The sequence below is a fragment of the Streptomyces sp. NPDC042371 genome (assembly GCF_056437465.1).
In genome coordinates this window covers 1-16,887 of the sequence record NZ_JBWKAP010000005.1, presented here as the reverse complement: position 1 = coordinate 16,887, position 16,887 = coordinate 1, and the positions used below count along the sequence as shown (strand labels likewise).

Below are 16,887 nucleotides of genomic sequence, written 5' to 3'. Positions count from 1 at the left end.
CCGGCAGGACGCCCGGCCCGCCGGCCGATCCGGCACACATATCCCTCAAACAATGCGCAACGAACGGCCCGTCGCCCAAGGGGTATCCACAGGCGGCGGGCCGTTCCGGTGCCAGCCGTTAGTGTGGGGCCCCGTCCGAGACGCCCCGGCGCCCCCGCAGGGCGCAGGCGTCCACCGCAGTCCATCGAACCGGGGCCCGTACCTCGATGTCCGTGCACAGCCATTCGGCAGCCCACCAAGAGGCCGCCGCCGCCGGGTTCGACCCGACCCACCCGCCCGCGTTCCCGCGGCACGTCGTGACCGCCGTCCTCGTCGCCCACGACGGAGCCCGCTGGCTGCCCGACGCCCTGGCGGGCCTCCTCGGCCAGGAGCGCCCCGTGCAGAGCGCCGTGGCCGCGGACACCGGCAGCGCGGACGACTCCGCCCGCCTGGTCACCGAAGCCCTCGGCGCCGACCGCGTGCTGCACCTCGCCCGCCGCTCCGGCTTCGGTACCGCTGTCGACGAGGCCGTCCGCTCCGCCCCGGTGCTCACCCCCGAAGAGCTGCCGTATCTGAAGCGCCCCAGCGGCTGGGACCCGGTGAGCCGCTCCTGGCGCGACGATGCGTACGACATGCCGGACCTGCCGCACGGCGAGCCCGTGCAGTGGCTCTGGCTGCTGCACGACGACTGCGCGCCCGACCCCGACGCCCTCACCGAAATGCTCCGCGTCGTGGAGAACGAACAGGAGCTCGGCAAGGACGTAGCCGTCGTCGGCCCCAAGCTCCGCGGCTGGTACGACCGCAGGCAACTCCTCGAAGTCGGCGTCTCCATCGCCAACAGCGGCCGCCGCTGGACCGGCCTCGACCGGCGCGAGCAGGACCAGGGCCAGCACGACCACGTGCGGCCCGTCCTCTCCGTGTCCACCGCGGGCATGCTCATCCGCCGGGATGTCTACGAACAGCTGGGCGGCTTCGACCGCCGCCTGCCGCTGATGCGTGACGACGTCGACCTGTGCTGGCGCGCGCACGCCGCGGGCCACCGCGTCCTCGTCGCCCCCGACGCCGTCGTCCGGCACGCCGAGGCCTCCTCGCGCGAGCGCCGCACCGTCGACTGCGTCGGCCGCACGGCGACGTCACCGCACCGCGTCGACAAGGCCGGCGCCACGTACACCCTGCTCGTCAACGCCCGTACGGCCGTGCTCCCCTGGGTGCTCTTCAGAGTCGTCGTCGGCACGCTCCTGCGCACCGTCGCCTACCTCGTCGGCAAGGCCCCCGTGCAGGCCATCGACGAGGTCGCCGGTCTGCTCGCCACCCTGCTGCGGCCCGGACGCATCCTCGGCGCCCGCAAACAGCGCGGCAAGCCCGTGCCGGACGCGGGCGAGATGCGGCCCCTCTTCCCGCCGCCGGGCGCCACCGTGCGCGCCACCGTCGAACAGGCCGCGGGCAGCCTCGTCGGCCGCAACGACACCGAGGCCCCCGCAGGCGCGGGCCGGCACGGCGTCGTCGAGTCGGGCCCCGGCGGCGACGACGCCGACTTCCTGCAGATCGAGCAGTTCGCCCGCCTCAAGCGCATCGCCCGCAAACCGGGACCGATGCTCTTCGTAGTGCTCCTGTTCGCCTCCCTCATCGCCTGCCGCGCACTGCTCGGCTCCGGAGCGCTCGCGGGCGGCGCACTGCTGCCCGCACCCGCCGACTCCTCGGACCTGTGGGCGCGCTATCTGGACGGCTGGCACCCCGTCGGCACCGGCGGCACCCAGGGCGCACCGCCCTACGTCGCGCTCGTCGCGGCCCTGTCCACGCTCTTCTTCGGCTCCACCGGACTCGCGGTCACGGTGCTGCTCGTCGGCTCCGTCCCGCTGGCGGGCTTCGCCGCGTACTTCGCCTCGCGCCCGCTCGTCACCTCGCGCCTGCTGCGCGCCTGGGCCTCGGTCGCGTACGCCTTCCTGCCCGCCGCCACCGGCGCCCTCGCCGGCGGCCGCATCGGCACCGCCGTCCTCGCCGTCCTGCTGCCGCTCATCGCGCGCGCGGGCATCGCGGCGAGCGGCCTCGGCTCCCTGCGCGGCACCCGCGGCACCTGGCGCGCCACCTGGGCGTACACGCTGCTCCTGACCCTCGCCACGGCCTTCACGCCGATCGTCTGGCCGATCGCCCTGGTGCTCGGCCTCGCCCTCCTCGTGGTCCGCCGCGGCGACATCACGGCCTACGGACTGCGCTTCCTCGCCGCACTCGGCACCCCGCTGCTCGTCCTCGCCCCGTGGTCCCTGACACTGCTGCCCTTCGGCTTCTTCACGGAAGCGGGCCTGGAGTTCGGCTCCGGCTCCGCCTCCGCCACCGACCTGCTCGGCGCAAGCCCCGGCGGCCCCGGCACCGTGGACGGCCTGCTGCTCATCGGCATCGTCCTCGCCGCGCTCGGCGCCCTGCTGCGCAGTGAGCGGCAGCTCGCGGTCCGCACCGCCTGGGCCGTCGCCCTGGTCTCGCTGGTCTTCGCCGTCCTGTCGAACGGCTCGGCGTGGGCAGGCCCCGCCACCCTCGGGTACGGCATCGCGCTCCTGGCCGCCGCCGCGCTCGGCGCCGACGGCGCACGCGCGCGGGTCGCCGAGCAGAGCTTCGGCTGGCGCCAGCCGGTGGCCGCGCTCATCGCGTTCGCCGCGGCCGCCGGACCGCTGCTCGTCGCCGCGGGCTGGATGATCGGCGGCGCCGACGGCCCGCTGGAGCGCCGCGACCCCGTGCAGGTGCCCGCCTTCGTCGCGGAGGAGAGCGGCACCGAGGACCAGGCCCGCACCCTCGTCCTCGGCAGCGAATCCGACGCCCAGGTCTCGTACTCGCTCGTGCGCGGCTCGGGCGCCCGGCTCGGCGACGCGGAGCTCGCCTCGGCGGCCGCCGACGACGAGCGCCTCGACAAGATCGTCGCCCGTCTGGTCGCGGGCTCCGGCGCCGACCAGGCCGACCAGCTCGGTGGCTACGCCGTGCGATACGTGCTCGTACGCGACGGAGCCCCCCGCCAGATGAGCCGCACCCTGGACGCGACCCCGGGCCTGACCCGGCTCAGTCAGGAGGACGGCAGCGCCCTGTGGCGCGTGGACCGGCAGGTGGCGCGTGCCGCCATCGTCCACAAGACGGGCGACCCGGAACCCGTCGCGGCAGGCCCCGTCGAGCTCCACACGAAGATCGAATCCGGCGACGAGGGCCGCGTCCTGCGGCTCTCCGACTCGGCCGACCCGGGCTGGACGGCGACCCTCGACGGCCGCCCGCTGCCCCGCACCACGGTCGACGGCTGGGCCCAGGGCTTCGAACTGCCCACCGCGGGCGGCCACCTGGACGTCACCTACGACGCCCCGATGACCCACAGCGCCTGGCTGTGGGCGCAGGGCGCGCTCGCTCTCGTCCTCGTGGTGATGGCCCTCCCGGGCCGCCGCCGCGACGTCGACGACGACCTCCCCGACGAGCCCGTCATCCCGGCCCAGGCGGTCGAGGGTGAGGGCCGCAGGGCGCGCAGGCTGCGGGCCCAGAGCGAGCAGGCCGCGCAGGAGGCGGGCCAGGACGTACCGCCTCCTCCTTCGGAGGAGGCATTCGCCGCGGTCCCGCAGCAGCAGTCCCAGTCCCCTGCCCAGTCCTACGAGGGGTGGCAGGCGCCCGCCCACGAGGGCGCCGAGCAGGATGCGTACGACGCGGGACAGCAGTACCAAGGCGGGCAGTACCCGGGCGGGCAGGCCCCGGCCGGGACGTATGAGCAGTCGTCGTACCAGCAGGACGCCTACCAGAACGGCGGCCAGTACGACCCGTACGCGTCCTACGGAGGCGCGGGCGGTGTCTACGGAGGCGAGCAGCAGCAGTACGGCCAGTCCTTCGACGCCTCGTACGACGCCTCCTACGAAGCGTCGTACGACCGGCAGCAGCATCAGGACCAGCAGCAGCCCCCGATGCCGCCGCTGCCCCCGCAACCGCCCCACGGCACCGACAGCGAGCGCCCCGACGGGAGCCAGCAGTGAACCGCCCCACCCAGTCCCTGATCGCCGTGGTCGTCGCGCTCGGCGCCGTCACCGGGTTCGCCGCGTTCGGCGGCTCGGACAGTACGGACGACGACGGGGCCAAGGCCGCGGCGCGGCTGCCCGTGGAGCGCACCAGCCTGCTCTGCCCGGTGCCCAGCTCCTCCGACCTCGCCGAGACCTCGTACACCGCGTTCACGCCCAAGGCGAGCGGCGCCGAGGCCGAGTCCAAGGGCAAGGCGGAACTGCTCCCCGTGAGCAAGGCGCTGACCGACGCGGCCAAGGAGAAGGACAAGAAGGCCAAGCCCTTCCTGACCCAGAAGGCGCCGGGCGAGCCGGTCGCGGGCGAGGAGTCCGGCGCCGAGTCGCCCGCGCTCATCGGCACGGCCGACGGCAGGCTCGCCCCCGGCTGGACCGTGCAGCAGACCACCACGTACGCGGCGGGCAGCGGCCGCGGCATGCACGGCGCCAACTGCACCGCGCCCGACACGGACTTCTGGTTCCCCGGCGCGAGCACCGCCAAGGACCGCAGCGACTACATCCACCTGACGAACCCGGACGACTCCGCCGCCGTCGTCGACGTGCAGCTCTACGGCCCCGACGGCGAGGTCACGTCCGCGGTGGGCGACTCCATCCAGGTCCAGCCGCACTCCAGCGTCCCGGTGCTGCTGTCCACGCTCGCCGACAAGCAGCAGACGAACCTCACCATGCACGTGACCGTGCGCAGCGGCCGGGTCGCGGCCGCCGTGCAGTCCTCCGACGAGAAGCTGGGCGGAGACTGGCTGCCCGCCGCCGCGGACCCCGCGGACAGCCTCGTCCTGCCCGGCATCCCCAAGGACGCCACCTCGGTCCGCTTGGTGGCTTACGCGCCGGGCTCCGACGACGCCGACCTGAAGGTCCAGCTGGCCTCGCCGACCGGCACCATCACCCCGGCAGGGAACGAGAGCCTCCAGGTCAAGTCCGGCATGACGGCCGCCGTCGACCTCGGCGACGTCACCAAGGGCGAGGCCGGTTCGCTGCTCCTGACGCCGACGGACAAGTCGGTGCCCGTGGTGGCGGCGCTGCGCGTGACCCGCGGCAAGGGAAGCAAGCAGGAGACGGCGTTCATCCCGGCGACGCCCGCGGTCGGCGCCCGCGCGACGGTCGCCGACAACCGCGCCAAGGGCTCCACGCTCGCGCTGGTCGCCCCGGGCAAGTCGGCGAAGGTGAAGGTCACGGCGTCGGCCGGGACCGAGGGCGGCTCACCGGCCAGTAAGACGTACACGGTCAAGGGCGGCACGACCCTGGAGATCGCGGACCCGCCGGTGCCCGCGGGGCTCAAGGGGGCCTACGCCCTCACGGTGGAGCCGGTGTCGGGCGGCCCGGTCCACGGCTCGCGGATGCTGTCCGCGCCCGAGGAGGGCGTCCCGATGTTCACCATCCAGACACTGCCGGACGACCGGGGGACGGTGGAGGTGCCGAAGGCGGAGCGGGATCTGGCGGTGCTGCAGAAGTGAGGGCGCCGCGGCAGTGATCATGCTGCCGTAGCGGCTCTGCCCGCGCGCGTGGGGCGTCGGTTCACTCCTCGTCCCCGTAGCGCGGGTCCACCGACTCCGGGGACAGGCCGAGCAGTTCCGCGACCTGCTCGACGACCACCTCGTGCACGAGGTGCGCACGCTCGTCGCGCCCCTTGGTGCGGATCTCGACCGGGCGGCGGTAGATGACCACCCGCGCGGGCTGCCCCTCGGCCGCCTGGACCGTGCCGCCGAGCGGCACCACCTCGTCCTGCCAGTCCGCCTCGGGCCCGCCCAGGGGCGGTACCTCCAGCACCACGAACTCGATCTCGGCGAGCTGCGGCCAGCGCCGCTCCAGACGCTCCACGGAGTCCTGCACGAGGTCGGTGAAGGCCTCGCCGCGGCTGCTGGAGAGCGGGACCTGAGGCGGTGCGACGGGGCCGCGCATGCCTCTGCCGTGGCGGTCGCGTCGGCGGGGCCTCGGGTCTGCTGAGCGGGGCTGTACGGGGTCGTCCATCACTGACGAAGAGTAGTCCCCGAGATCGCCCTTTCCGCGCGGTGCGCGGCATGTCGCTTCCTGACCGTTCCAGCCGGGCTCGGACTCGATTCCGCATCTCTCCTGGACCGTCGGTCTCGCGCCGAATGACGTGATCCCAGCCATGTGGTGACCGGATTCAATACCACCCGCCCCTGTGGTCACTGGTGTCTCTGCAGGTCACAGCCGTGCCAGGGGGAGGCCTCGACACGCGGGGCCGCGCACGACACGGTGGGGTGACCTCGGGGAGAGTCGTCGCGGCCCGCTCAAGAGTGCGGTACCGTCCAACGCTGTGAGCCCTGTACGTCGCTGTTCGCGCACCGCTTGCGGCCGTCCCGCCGTCGCGACGCTGACGTACGTCTACGCCGACTCGACCGCGGTCCTCGGCCCCCTCGCCACCTACGCCGAACCCCACTGCTACGACCTGTGCGCCGAGCACTCCGAGCGCCTCACCGCGCCCCGCGGCTGGGAGGTCGTCCGGCTCGCCGACGCCTCGGGTCCCGCCCGCCCCTCCGGCGACGACCTCGAAGCACTCGCCAACGCCGTCCGCGAGGCGGCCCGCCCGCAGCAGCGCACGGCAGAGGCCGGTGGCGGCGCCCGCAGGGCCGACCCGATGGAGGTCGCGCGACGCGGCCACCTCAGGGTGCTGCGCTCACCGGATTCCTGAGCCCCTTCACTGGATCTTCGCCGTCCGCCTCGTTGACGCGCGTTCGCCCACGCACTGACGATTTCGCCACCCCACAGCCGGGAGGCGTCCTGTGTTCGTGCAGCAACTGGAGCCCGTGGCCGACTCGCTCGGCCTGTCCGCACTCGTCGCGACCCTGCCCCTCCTGACCGTCCTCGTCCTCCTCGGCGCCGTCCGCATGAAGGCCCACAGGGCGGGACTCATCGGCCTCACCGTGGCCGTCCTGGTCGCCTGGCTCGCGTACGGCATGCCGCTCGGCCAGACCGCGTCCAGCGCCGCCCAAGGCGCCCTCTTCGGGCTCTTCCCCATCCTGTGGATCGTCGTCAACGCCCTGTGGGTGTACCGCATGACGGTCCGCACCCGGCACTTCGACATCCTGCGCCGCTCCTTCGGCAGGCTCTCCGACGACCCCCGCATCCAGGCGCTCGTCGTCGCGTTCTGCTTCGGCGCGCTCCTGGAGGCGCTCGCGGGCTTCGGAGCGCCCGTCGCGATCAGCGCGGTCATGCTCGTCGCGCTCGGCTTCGACCCGGTGCGCGCCGCGGTCGTCGCCCTCGTCGCCAACACCGCGCCCGTGGCCTTCGGCGCCATGGGCACCCCCGTGGTGACGCTGGCCCAGGTGACGGGGATCCCGCTCGACACCGTCGCCACGGTCGTCGGCCGTCAGACGCCGCTGCTCGCCCTGGTCGTACCGCTCCTCCTGGTGGTGCTCGTGGACGGGCGGCGCGGCCTCCGTGAGACCTGGGTGCCAGCCCTGGCCTGCGGATTCGCCTTCGCCGCCGCGCAGTTCGCGGCATCCAACTTCGTCTCCGCGCAACTCGCCGACATCGGCGCGGCCCTGGCGGGCGCAGGCGCGCTGCTGGCCGTGCCGCAGGCGCGCAGGCCCGCCGCCGAGCCCGTCCGCGCCGCGGTCCTCACCGGCGCCCGCAGCGAAGACCTCGACCAGGACGACCCGCGCCCCGAAGTGCTCCGCGCCTACGCCCCGTACGCCCTGATCGTCGCCATCTTCTCGCTCGCCCAGATCCCGCCCGTCAAGGACTTCCTGGCCAAGGCGACGCGCACCTTCGACTGGCCCTTCCTGGACGTCGCCGACCCCTCGGGGAAGCCGGTCGGCGGCAACGTCTTCTCGATGCCGCTCGTGTCCACCGGCGGGACGCTGGTGCTGCTCGCGGGCGTGGGGACCGCCGCCATCATCGGGGTGCACGCGCGCGTGGCGGTGCGGGAATGGGTCGCCACCGTCCACGAACTGCGCTTCGCGATCCTCACGGTGACCTCCGTGCTGGCTCTCGCGTACGTCATGAACCTCTCCGGACAGGCCGCCACGATCGGGCACTACGTAGCCGCCGCGGGCGCGGGACTCGCCTTCCTGTCACCGGTGCTCGGCTGGTTCGGCGTCGCGGTGTCCGGCTCCGACACCTCGGCCAACGCGCTCTTCGGCGCCCTCCAGGTGACGGCGGCCGAACAGTCCGGGCTCTCGCCCGAACTCCTCGCCGCCGCCAACAGCTCCGGCGGCGTCCTCGGCAAGATGATCTCCCCGCAGAACCTGACGATCGCGTGCGCAGCCGTCGGACTCGCGGGCAAGGAGGGCGACCTGCTGCGCAAGGTGCTGCCGTGGAGCCTCGGCCTGCTCCTCGTGATGTGTCTGATCGTGGTGGGGCAGAGCACGGCGGTCCTCGGCTGGATGCTGCCGTGAGCCGTCCTCGGCTCCGGTCTTCCGAGGCGTGAGACGTGTGTGGCCGGTGCCCGGCCCGCTGTCGGCTCCAACGGGTAGTTTTGTGCTGCGCGGTGGACTCGCCGTACGCGCTGAACTCGCAGAACCTGCAGAGAGGGTTGGCCGTGACTGCTGATCTGTCCCAGATCGTGAAGGCGTACGACGTCCGCGGGGTGGTCCCCGACCAGTGGGACGAGTCGCTCGCCGAGCTGTTCGGGGCGGCCTTCGCAGCGGTCACGGAGGCGGACGCGATCGTCGTCGGGCACGACATGCGGCCCTCGTCGCCCGGCCTCTCGCGGGCCTTCGCGCGCGGTGCGGCCGCGCGCGGCGTCGACGTCACGGAGATCGGCCTCTGCTCGACCGACCAGCTGTACTACGCGTCGGGCGCGCTGAACCTGCCGGGCGCCATGTTCACGGCCTCGCACAACCCCGCCCAGTACAACGGCATCAAGATGTGCCGCGCGGGTGCCGCCCCCGTCGGCCAGGACACCGGCCTCGCGGAGATCCGCACCCTGGTCGAGGGCTGGAGCGAGTCCGGCGCCCCCGAGCCCGCGGCGACCCCGGGCACCCTCACCCGGCGCGAAACCCTCACCGACTACGCGGCGCACCTGCGCGGCCTCGTCGACCTGACCGCCATCCGCCCCCTCAAGGTCGTCGTCGACGCGGGCAACGGCATGGGCGGACACACGGTCCCCACCGTCTTCGAGGGCCTGCCCCTGGACGTCGTGCCCATGTACTTCGAGCTCGACGGCACCTTCCCCAACCACGAGGCCAACCCCCTGGACCCGGCCAACATCGTGGACCTCCAGGCGCGGGTGCGCGAGGAGGGCGCCGACCTCGGCATCGCCTTCGACGGCGACGCGGACCGCTGCTTCGTCGTCGACGAGAACGGCGACCCGGTCTCCCCGTCCGCCGTCACCGCCCTGGTCGCCTCCCGCGAGCTCGCCCGCCACGGCGGCAAGGGCACGGTCATCCACAACCTCATCACCTCCTGGTCGGTCCCGGAGGTCGTGAAGGAGAACGGCGGCACCCCCGTGCGCACGCGCGTGGGCCACTCCTTCATCAAGGCGGAGATGGCGAGGACCGGCGCGATCTTCGGCGGCGAGCACTCCGCGCACTACTACTTCAAGGACTTCTGGAACGCGGACACGGGCATGCTCGCCGCGCTCCACGTCCTCGCGGCCCTCGGCGGCCAGGACGGCCCGCTCTCCGCCCTCGTCGCCCAGTACGACCGCTACGCGGGCTCCGGCGAGATCAACTCCACGGTCGAGGACCAGGCCGCCCGCCTCGCCGCGATCAGGACGGCGCACGCCGACCAGGACGGCGTGACCCTCGACGAGCTCGACGGCCTCACCGTGACCGCCGCGGACTGGTGGTTCAACGTGCGCGCGTCGAACACCGAGCCCCTCCTGCGCCTGAACGTGGAGGCACGCGACGAGGCGACGATGGCCAAGGTGCGGGACGAGGCCCTGGCGATCATCCGCGCCTGAGGACCGCACAGGGTCCCGCGCACGGCGTCCCTGCACCCTCACAGGCCCCCCGCGCCCCGCCCCGCACGGAGGTAGGCTGACCAGGCCGCATCCTGCGCGGCGGCGGCGCGGTTCCCGGCGGATCACCGCGTGCGAACGCCCCGTCGCAGCAGCGCACCACCCACCGCATCCTTTCGAAGGGACCCACCCCATGCCGCTCGAAGCCGGCCTCCTGGAGATCCTCGCCTGCCCGGCCTGCCACGCTCCCCTCAAGGAGACGGAGACCGAGCTGGTCTGCACGGCGGACGCCAAGGAGTGCGGCCTTGCCTACCCGCTCCGCGACGGCATCCCCGTACTCCTGGTCGACGAGGCACGCCGCCCCGCGTAGAGCCGCCGCCCGCCCGGCACGACCCGGCACCCGCAGGAAGCCGCGCACCGCGATCGGAGACCCGACCCCATGCTCGACGAGTCGCTGCTCGACGACCCCGAGGCGCTCGCCCGCGCCGACCGCCGCGGGCTGCTCCGCGGCGCGGCGGAGGCAGGCGCCCGCGTCCGCACCGCGGTCCGGCACGCCGCGGAGGCGGGGCTGACGGAGCTCAAGCCCGACGGCCGCCCGCGCGCGGTCCTCATCGCGGGCCCGGGCACCGCCGCAGGCTGCGTCGCCGACCTCCTCGACGGCCTCGTGGGCTCCGGCTGCCCCGTCATCCGCCTCGCCCCGACCGGCGTCGCACCCGCCGCCGGAGCCCTGCGCTGGGCGCTGCCCGGCTGGGTCGGCCCCGTCGACCTGCTGCTCATCGCCACCCCTGACGGCACCGAGCCGGGCCTCTCCCTCCTCGCCGAGCAGGCCTACCGCCGCGGCTGCACCGTCGTCGCGGTCGCCCCCGCGCGCACCCCCCTGGCCGAGAGCGTGGCGGGCAGCCACGGCCTCACCGTCCCCATGGCGACCTCGCCCTACGGCGCGTACGAAGGCGCGCACGACGAGGCCGCCCGCGACTCCTCGTACGAGGCACGCCGCGTCGAGGACGAGGCCGCGCCCGGCGCCCCCGGCACCCTGTGGGCCCTCCTCGTCCCGCTGCTCGTGCTCCTCGACCGCACCGGCCTGGTCACCGCCCCCGTCGACGCCCTGCAGAAGGTCGCCGACCGCCTCGACCACGTCGCGGAACGCTGCGGGCCCGCCATCGCGACGTACAGCAACCCCGCCAAGACGCTCGCCGCCGAGCTCACCGACTCGCTTCCGCTGATCTGGACCGAGGGGCAGCCCGCGGGGGCGGCAGGGCGCCGCTTCGCCGCCATCCTCGTCGAGCTCGCCGGGCACGCCGCGCTCGCCGCCGAACTGCCCGAGGCGCTCCCCGCGCACGGCGCCGTCCTCGCCGGGCACCCGACGGGCGGCGACGACACCGACGACTTCTTCCGCGACCGCGTCGACGACCGGGCCGCCCTCCGCGCGCGTGTGGTGCTGCTCCGCGACCGCCCCGCCGACGCCGAAGGCCTCACCGCGGCCCCCGCCGCCCGCGAGCTGGCGAACGGCCACGACGTCGCGCTCAGCGAGCTGGAGCCGGAGACCGGCGACGGACTGGAAGCCCTCGCGGAGCTGATCGCCGTCACGGATTTCGCCGCCGTTTACCTGGCGCTCGCCCCCGGGGACGGATCATGACCCTCGCGCCGGTCACCGCCGCACGTCAGCACTCGCGTACGCAGTGAGTCAGTAAGTAAGGGAGAGCCCCTCCGTGGACCGCCTCACCAACACCATCCGCCCCTACGCCTGGGGCTCCACCACCGCCATCGCGGAGCTCATCGGCGCCGAACCGACCGGCGAACCGCAGGCCGAGATGTGGATGGGCGCCCACCCGGGCGCACCCTCGCGCACCGAGCGCGGCGCACTGAACGAGGTCATCGACGCGGACCCGGAGCGCGAGCTCGGCAAGGAAGCGGCCGCCAAGTTCGGCCCGCGCCTGCCCTTCCTCCTCAAGATCCTCGCAGCGGGCGCCCCGCTCTCCCTCCAGGTGCACCCCGACCTCGCGCAGGCGAAGGAGGGTTACGCGGACGAGGAGCGCCGCGGCGTCCCGATCGACGCCGCGAACCGCAACTACAAGGACGCCAACCACAAGCCCGAACTGATCTGCGCCCTCACGCCGTTCGACGGCCTGTGCGGCTTCCGCCCGCCCGCCGAGACCGCGGACCTCCTGGAGGCCCTGGCGGTCGACTCCCTCAAGCCGTACGTCGACCTGCTGCGCGCCCAGCCCCAAGAGGCCGCCCTGCGCGAGGTCCTGACTGCCGTACTGACCGCCGACCGCGAGCAGATGGCCGAGACGGTCACGGAGGTCACGGCCGCCGCCCAGCGCCTCGGCGGAGCGTACGAGCCGTACGCGGGCATCGCCCACCACTACCCCGGCGACCCCGGCGTCATCGCGGCCATGCTCCTCAATCACGTCCGACTGCAGCCCGGAGAGGCCCTGTTCCTCGGCGCCGGTGTTCCGCACGCCTACCTCGACGGCCTCGGCGTCGAGATCATGGCCAACAGCGACAACGTCCTGCGCTGCGGCCTGACCCCCAAGCACGTCGACGTGCCCGAACTCCTGCGCATCGTCCGCTTCGAGGCGACCGACCCCGGCGTGCTGCGCCCCGAGGCGTCCCCCGACGGCGAAGAGGTCTACGACACCCCGATCGACGAGTTCCGCCTCTCCCGCTTCGTCCTGCCCGAAGGCGCCGCCCCGCACGACCTCACCGCCGCCACCCCGCAGATCCTGCTCTGCACGGCGGGCTCGGTCCGCGCCGGTGAACTCACCCTGACGCCCGGCCGGTCCGTATTCGTCCCCGCGGGTGAAAAAGCCGAAGTGTCCGGGGACGGCACGGTTTTCCGGGCCACTGTGGTGGCCTGACACACCACCGCCCTCCCGTGCTGCAACAATGACCCACCGCAAAGGCAGGGCAAAGCACTGCCCGGCAGGGTCGATACGTACGAAGGCGAAGGGACACCCCGCACTCATGAGCGCGTCAGGCGGAACAAAGGCGATCGTCGCGGCACTCGCCGCGAACCTCGCGATCGCGGTGGCGAAGTTCGTCGCGTTCATCTTCAGCGGCTCGTCCTCGATGCTCGCCGAGAGCGTCCACTCGCTCGCCGACTCCGGCAACCAGGGACTGCTCCTCCTCGGCGGCAAGAAGGCCCAGCGCGAGGCGACCCCGCAACACCCGTTCGGGTACGGCCGCGAGCGCTACATCTACGCCTTCCTCGTCTCGATCGTCCTCTTCTCGGTCGGCGGCATGTTCGCGATCTACGAGGGCTACGAGAAGATCAAGAACCCGCACGAGCTGGAGCACTGGTACTGGCCCGTCGGGGTCCTGGTGTTCGCGATCATCGCGGAGAGCTTCTCCTTCCGTACCGCCATCAAGGAGTCCAACCAGACGCGCGGCGGCCTCAGCTGGGCGCAGTTCGTCCGCCGCGCCAAGGCCCCCGAGCTGCCGGTCGTCCTCCTGGAGGACCTCGGCGCGCTCGTCGGCCTGGTCCTCGCCCTCGGCGGCGTCGGCCTCGCCCTGGCCACCGGCGACGGCGTCTGGGACGGCATCGGCACGCTCTGCATCGGTGTCCTGCTCATCCTGATCGCGATCGTCCTGGCCGCGGAGACCAAGTCCCTGCTGCTCGGCGAGGCCGCGGGCACGGAAGAGGTCAACAAGATCGAGAAGGCCCTGGTCGACGGCGACACCGTCACCAAGGTCATCCACATGCGCACGCTCCACCTCGGCCCCGAGGAACTGCTCGTCGCCGCCAAGGTCGCCGTCCAGCACGACGACACGGCCGCCGAGGTCGCCGCCGCGATCAACGCCGCGGAGGAGCGCATCCGCGCCGCGGTCCCGATCGCCCGCGTGATCTACCTGGAGCCGGACATCTACAGCGAGTCGGCGGCAGCCGCGGGCCAGAACCCGGCGAAGGCACCCGGCGGCCACTGAGCCGAGTTCGCTGCGCTTGTACGCAGATGGGGCCCCGCACCATGCTCGGTGCGGGGCCCCATCGACGTATCCGGGAAGAAGACTCGACCGCTACTGGACCTCACGCAGCACGTCGAGGATCGCGGCGTCGTCCGGCGCCGCGACGAGCCGCTCCCGGAAGCCCGTGTCCATGAGCTTGCGCGAGAGCAGCGCGAGGATCCGCAGGTGCTCGTCGCCCGCGGCCGCCTCCGGCACGGAGATCATGAAGATCAGCTTGGCCTTCGTACCGTCGAGCGCGCCCCACTCGATGCCCTCCGCCGACCGCGCGAACCCGACGATCGGCGAATCCACGGCGTCGGTCTTGGCGTGCGGGATGGCGATCTCCTCGCCGAGCCCGGTGGTGCCCTGCGCCTCGCGCCGCAGCGCGGTCCGCACCAGCTCCTCGACGTCGTTGACCTTGCCGGTGGCGGCGAGCAGCGCGGCCATCTCCCGGATGGCCGCCTCCTTGTCGTCCGCGGCCAGCTGGACCTTCACGGTCTCCCGGGTGAGGTAGCCGGAGAGGACCTCACCGGCCTGCTCCGGCGCGGGGGAGGCCGCCGAGGGAGCGGTGGGCTGCTTCTGCTGGGACCCGGCGGCCACGGCCGCGCCGCCCGCGGTCGCCCCGACCCCGGCGAGCACCGGCTCGGGACCGCCGGTCCCGCCCGGCGCGTCGACCAGAGGAGCCCCGCGCCGCTTGCGCTCGGTCAGGTCGACCAGCGTCACGGTCGTGAGCGCCGTGACGACCGAACCGATGGCGATGGCCACGAAGAACATCGGCACACCGCCGACCGCACCGAGGACCGCCACGATCGGCCCGCCGTGCGGCACCGCGTCCTTCACGCTCGCCATGCCCGCGATGGCACCGGCAACGGCGCCGCCGAGCATGTTGGCGGGGATGACCTGCGCGGGCCGCGCGGCGGCGAACGGAATGGCGCCCTCGGAGATCCCGAAGAAGCCCATGAAGAGCGAGGCGAGTCCGGTCTCCCGTTCCTGCTCGCTGTAGAGCCGCTTGCGGATCAGCGTCGCGAGACCCTGTCCGAGCGGCATGACAGGGATGGCCGCGGCGCACATGCCCATGACGGTCTGGTTGCCGGTCGCGATGAGCCCCGCACCGAACAGGAAGGCGGTCTTGTTGACGGGACCGCCCATGTCGAAGGCGATCATCAGCCCGAGGATCGCGCCGAGCAGGATCGCGCTGGTCCCTGTCATACCGCTGAGCCAGCTGGTCAGATGCTCGAAGACCCACGAGATCGGCTTGCCGATGACGTAGATGAAGAACAGACCGAGCGCCGTCGTCGCGATGATCGGGATCACGATGATCGGCATGATCGGCTGGACGAACTTCGGAACCTTGACCTTCTTGATCCACAACACCAGATAACCGGCCAGGAAGCCGGTCACGATGGCGCCGATGAAGCCCGCGCCCGCCTTGGAGTCGTACAGCTCACCGGTGTTGGCGATCCAGCCGCCGATCATGCCGGGCACGAGCGCGGGCCGGTCGCCGATCGCGTAGGCGATGTAGCCGGAGAGGATCGGCACCATCAGCGTGAAGCCGATGACACCGATCTGATTGACGTGCATCCAGAACGAGTCGTCCGGAATGACGAGCCCGCCCTTGGGGTCGGTGTGCCCGCCGAGCGACAGCGAGATGGCGATCAGCAGACCGCCGACCACCACGAACGGAATCATGTACGAGACGCCGTTCATCAGCGCCTTGTACGCGACGCTGCGCTCCCGGCCGCCGCCACCTCCGGCACCGCCCGTCGCGGCGCCCTCGGCGGAGCCGCCGCCCGCGCCCCCGCCGTGCACGGGCGCGCTCTGCACCTGTTCGATGAGCTGCTCGGGACGGCTGATGCCCTCGGAGACGCCGACGGACAGCACCCGCTTTCCGGCGAACCGGGAGCGGTCCACGTCCTTGTCGGCTGCGATGATGATGCCGTCGGCTTCTCTGACATCGTTGTCAGTCAAGACGTTCTCGGCCCCGATGGAGCCCTGGGTCTCCACCTTCATGTCGATGCCGAGGCTCTCCGCGGCCTGCGAGAGCTTCTCCGCCGCCATGTACGTGTGAGCGATACCGGTCGGACAGGCGGTCACGGCGAGCAGCTTGAGCTTCTTCTGCCCGCTGCTGCCCCCGCCTATGGGGGGATCGGCCGGACTGGTCACGTGGATCTCCTAACGCCTTTGCCGAACAAGATCGCGCAAATGTTCCCGATCTCAAGGCATCCTGCAACACATAAGCGCAGGATCAAAAGCGCAAAGGTCCCATATCGTCCGGGTCTGACGGCCTATTCGCCAGTCATCACGTGCCGGAAGGCGGGCTGGGGCTTGCTGGGCCAATCGGTGTAGCTTGGTGACCGAGCCAGACGTCGCTGCTGATGGCGGTCGGGCGGTCCGCGCACGGACTGTCCGAGGGAGAGAGGGCCTCCGACGGACTGCGTTGCGCGCGTCGGTACACCCGTGTATCCAACGCCGCAGGTCAGCCATGTCCACCCTCGATCGATCCACGAGGAGCAGCTCACTCATGACTCTCATCAACGGCAAGGACTTCAAGGTCGCCGATCTGTCCCTGGCGGCCTTCGGCCGTAAGGAGATCACGCTGGCCGAGCACGAGATGCCCGGTCTGATGTCGATCCGCAAGGAGTTCGCGGCCGCCCAGCCGCTGGCGGGGGCCCGCATCATGGGTTCCCTGCACATGACGGTGCAGACGGCGGTGCTTATCGAGACGCTGGTGGCGCTGGGCGCCGAGGTCCGCTGGGTGTCCTGCAACATCTTCTCCACCCAGGACCACGCGGCCGCCGCGATCGCGGTGGGCCCGAACGGCACCCCGGATAACCCGCAGGGCATTCCGGTGTTCGCCTGGAAGGGCGAGACGCTGGAGGAGTACTGGTGGTGCACGGAGCAGGCGCTGACCTGGCCGAACACGCCGACCGGCGGCCCGAACATGATCCTGGACGACGGCGGCGACGCCACTTTGCTGGTGCACAAGGGCGTCGAGTACGAGAAGGCGGGCAAGGTCCCCGCGGTGGAGAGCGCGGAGAATGACGAGCACCGGGTCATCCTGCAGCTGCT

Annotated in this window: 12 protein-coding genes; 10 read left to right on the top strand and 2 right to left on the bottom strand. The window is 72.6% G+C overall.

The window, feature by feature from the left end:
• Positions 1 to 206 precede the first annotated feature (206 nt).
• Together AC068B_RS16075 and AC068B_RS16070 are read left to right on the top strand one after the other, a co-directional pair.
• Positions 207 to 3,968, top strand: coding sequence for a glycosyltransferase family 2 protein (locus AC068B_RS16075; RefSeq protein WP_478672113.1), 3,762 nt, complete (start codon positions 207 to 209; stop codon positions 3,966 to 3,968).
• A complete protein-coding gene (locus AC068B_RS16070; RefSeq protein WP_478672112.1) occupies positions 3,965 to 5,461 on the top strand; it encodes a DUF5719 family protein in 1,497 nt (498 codons plus the stop codon). Before AC068B_RS16075 ends, AC068B_RS16070 begins: the two co-directional genes overlap by 4 nt.
• A gap of 61 nt (positions 5,462 to 5,522) precedes the next feature.
• Here AC068B_RS16070 and AC068B_RS16065 read toward each other — a convergent pair whose 3' ends face one another.
• Positions 5,523 to 5,975 (bottom strand): metallopeptidase family protein, encoded by a 453-nt coding sequence (locus tag AC068B_RS16065; RefSeq protein WP_468563230.1) that lies wholly within the window; start codon positions 5,973 to 5,975, stop codon positions 5,523 to 5,525.
• A 310-nt stretch (positions 5,976 to 6,285) separates the two neighbouring features.
• Here AC068B_RS16065 and AC068B_RS16060 point away from each other — a divergent pair, with 310 nt between their 5' ends.
• The 7 genes from AC068B_RS16060 to AC068B_RS16030 all read left to right on the top strand — a co-directional run bounded on the left by AC068B_RS16060 (position 6,286) and on the right by AC068B_RS16030 (position 13,800).
• Positions 6,286 to 6,660: a DUF3499 domain-containing protein gene (locus AC068B_RS16060; RefSeq protein WP_356262780.1), complete on the top strand. Its 375-nt coding sequence runs from the start codon at positions 6,286 to 6,288 to the stop codon at positions 6,658 to 6,660.
• A 91-nt stretch (positions 6,661 to 6,751) separates the two neighbouring features.
• The gene (locus tag AC068B_RS16055) at positions 6,752 to 8,368 is read left to right on the top strand and encodes an L-lactate permease (RefSeq protein ID WP_478672110.1); all 1,617 of its coding nucleotides are present in this window, start codon (positions 6,752 to 6,754) and stop codon (positions 8,366 to 8,368) included.
• Between the two features lie 143 nt (positions 8,369 to 8,511).
• Positions 8,512 to 9,876 (top strand): phosphomannomutase/phosphoglucomutase, encoded by a 1,365-nt coding sequence (locus tag AC068B_RS16050; RefSeq protein WP_478672109.1) that lies wholly within the window; start codon positions 8,512 to 8,514, stop codon positions 9,874 to 9,876.
• Between the two features lie 190 nt (positions 9,877 to 10,066).
• Positions 10,067 to 10,243, top strand: a complete 177-nt coding sequence (locus AC068B_RS16045) for a Trm112 family protein (protein WP_150168621.1) — start codon at positions 10,067 to 10,069, stop codon at positions 10,241 to 10,243.
• 69 nt (positions 10,244 to 10,312) lie between these two features.
• On the top strand, positions 10,313 to 11,509 hold the full coding sequence (locus tag AC068B_RS16040; protein WP_478672108.1) for an SIS domain-containing protein: 1,197 nt from the start codon (positions 10,313 to 10,315) through the stop codon (positions 11,507 to 11,509).
• A gap of 73 nt (positions 11,510 to 11,582) precedes the next feature.
• Positions 11,583 to 12,734: a mannose-6-phosphate isomerase, class I gene (gene manA, locus AC068B_RS16035; RefSeq protein WP_478672107.1), complete on the top strand. Its 1,152-nt coding sequence runs from the start codon at positions 11,583 to 11,585 to the stop codon at positions 12,732 to 12,734.
• Between the two features lie 106 nt (positions 12,735 to 12,840).
• Complete coding sequence (locus AC068B_RS16030; protein ID WP_478672105.1) at positions 12,841 to 13,800, top strand: cation diffusion facilitator family transporter; 960 nt, start codon at positions 12,841 to 12,843, stop codon at positions 13,798 to 13,800.
• A gap of 90 nt (positions 13,801 to 13,890) precedes the next feature.
• Here the strand turns inward: AC068B_RS16030 and AC068B_RS16025 are convergent, their stop codons facing one another.
• The gene (locus tag AC068B_RS16025) at positions 13,891 to 15,981 is read right to left on the bottom strand and encodes a fructose-specific PTS transporter subunit EIIC (RefSeq protein ID WP_478672104.1); all 2,091 of its coding nucleotides are present in this window, start codon (positions 15,979 to 15,981) and stop codon (positions 13,891 to 13,893) included.
• A 358-nt stretch (positions 15,982 to 16,339) separates the two neighbouring features.
• On the opposite strand from AC068B_RS16025, the gene AC068B_RS16020 reads away from it, so the two are divergent.
• On the top strand, positions 16,340 to 16,887 hold a 548-nt coding region (locus AC068B_RS16020), incomplete at its 3' end, for an adenosylhomocysteinase (protein ID WP_478672103.1).

Bases quoted from the DNA above. Each gene is read 5' to 3' on its own strand.
- AC068B_RS16065 (WP_468563230.1), bottom strand. From the start codon at position 5,975: ATGGACGACCCCGTACAGCCCCGCTCAGCAGACCCGAGGCCCCGCCGA.
- AC068B_RS16045 (WP_150168621.1), top strand. From the start codon at position 10,067: ATGCCGCTCGAAGCCGGCCTCCTGGAGATCCTCGCCTGCCCGGCCTGC.
- AC068B_RS16075 (WP_478672113.1), top strand. From the start codon at position 207: ATGTCCGTGCACAGCCATTCGGCAGCCCACCAAGAGGCCGCCGCCGCC.
- AC068B_RS16040 (WP_478672108.1), top strand. From the start codon at position 10,313: ATGCTCGACGAGTCGCTGCTCGACGACCCCGAGGCGCTCGCCCGCGCC.
- AC068B_RS16030 (WP_478672105.1), top strand. From the start codon at position 12,841: ATGAGCGCGTCAGGCGGAACAAAGGCGATCGTCGCGGCACTCGCCGCG.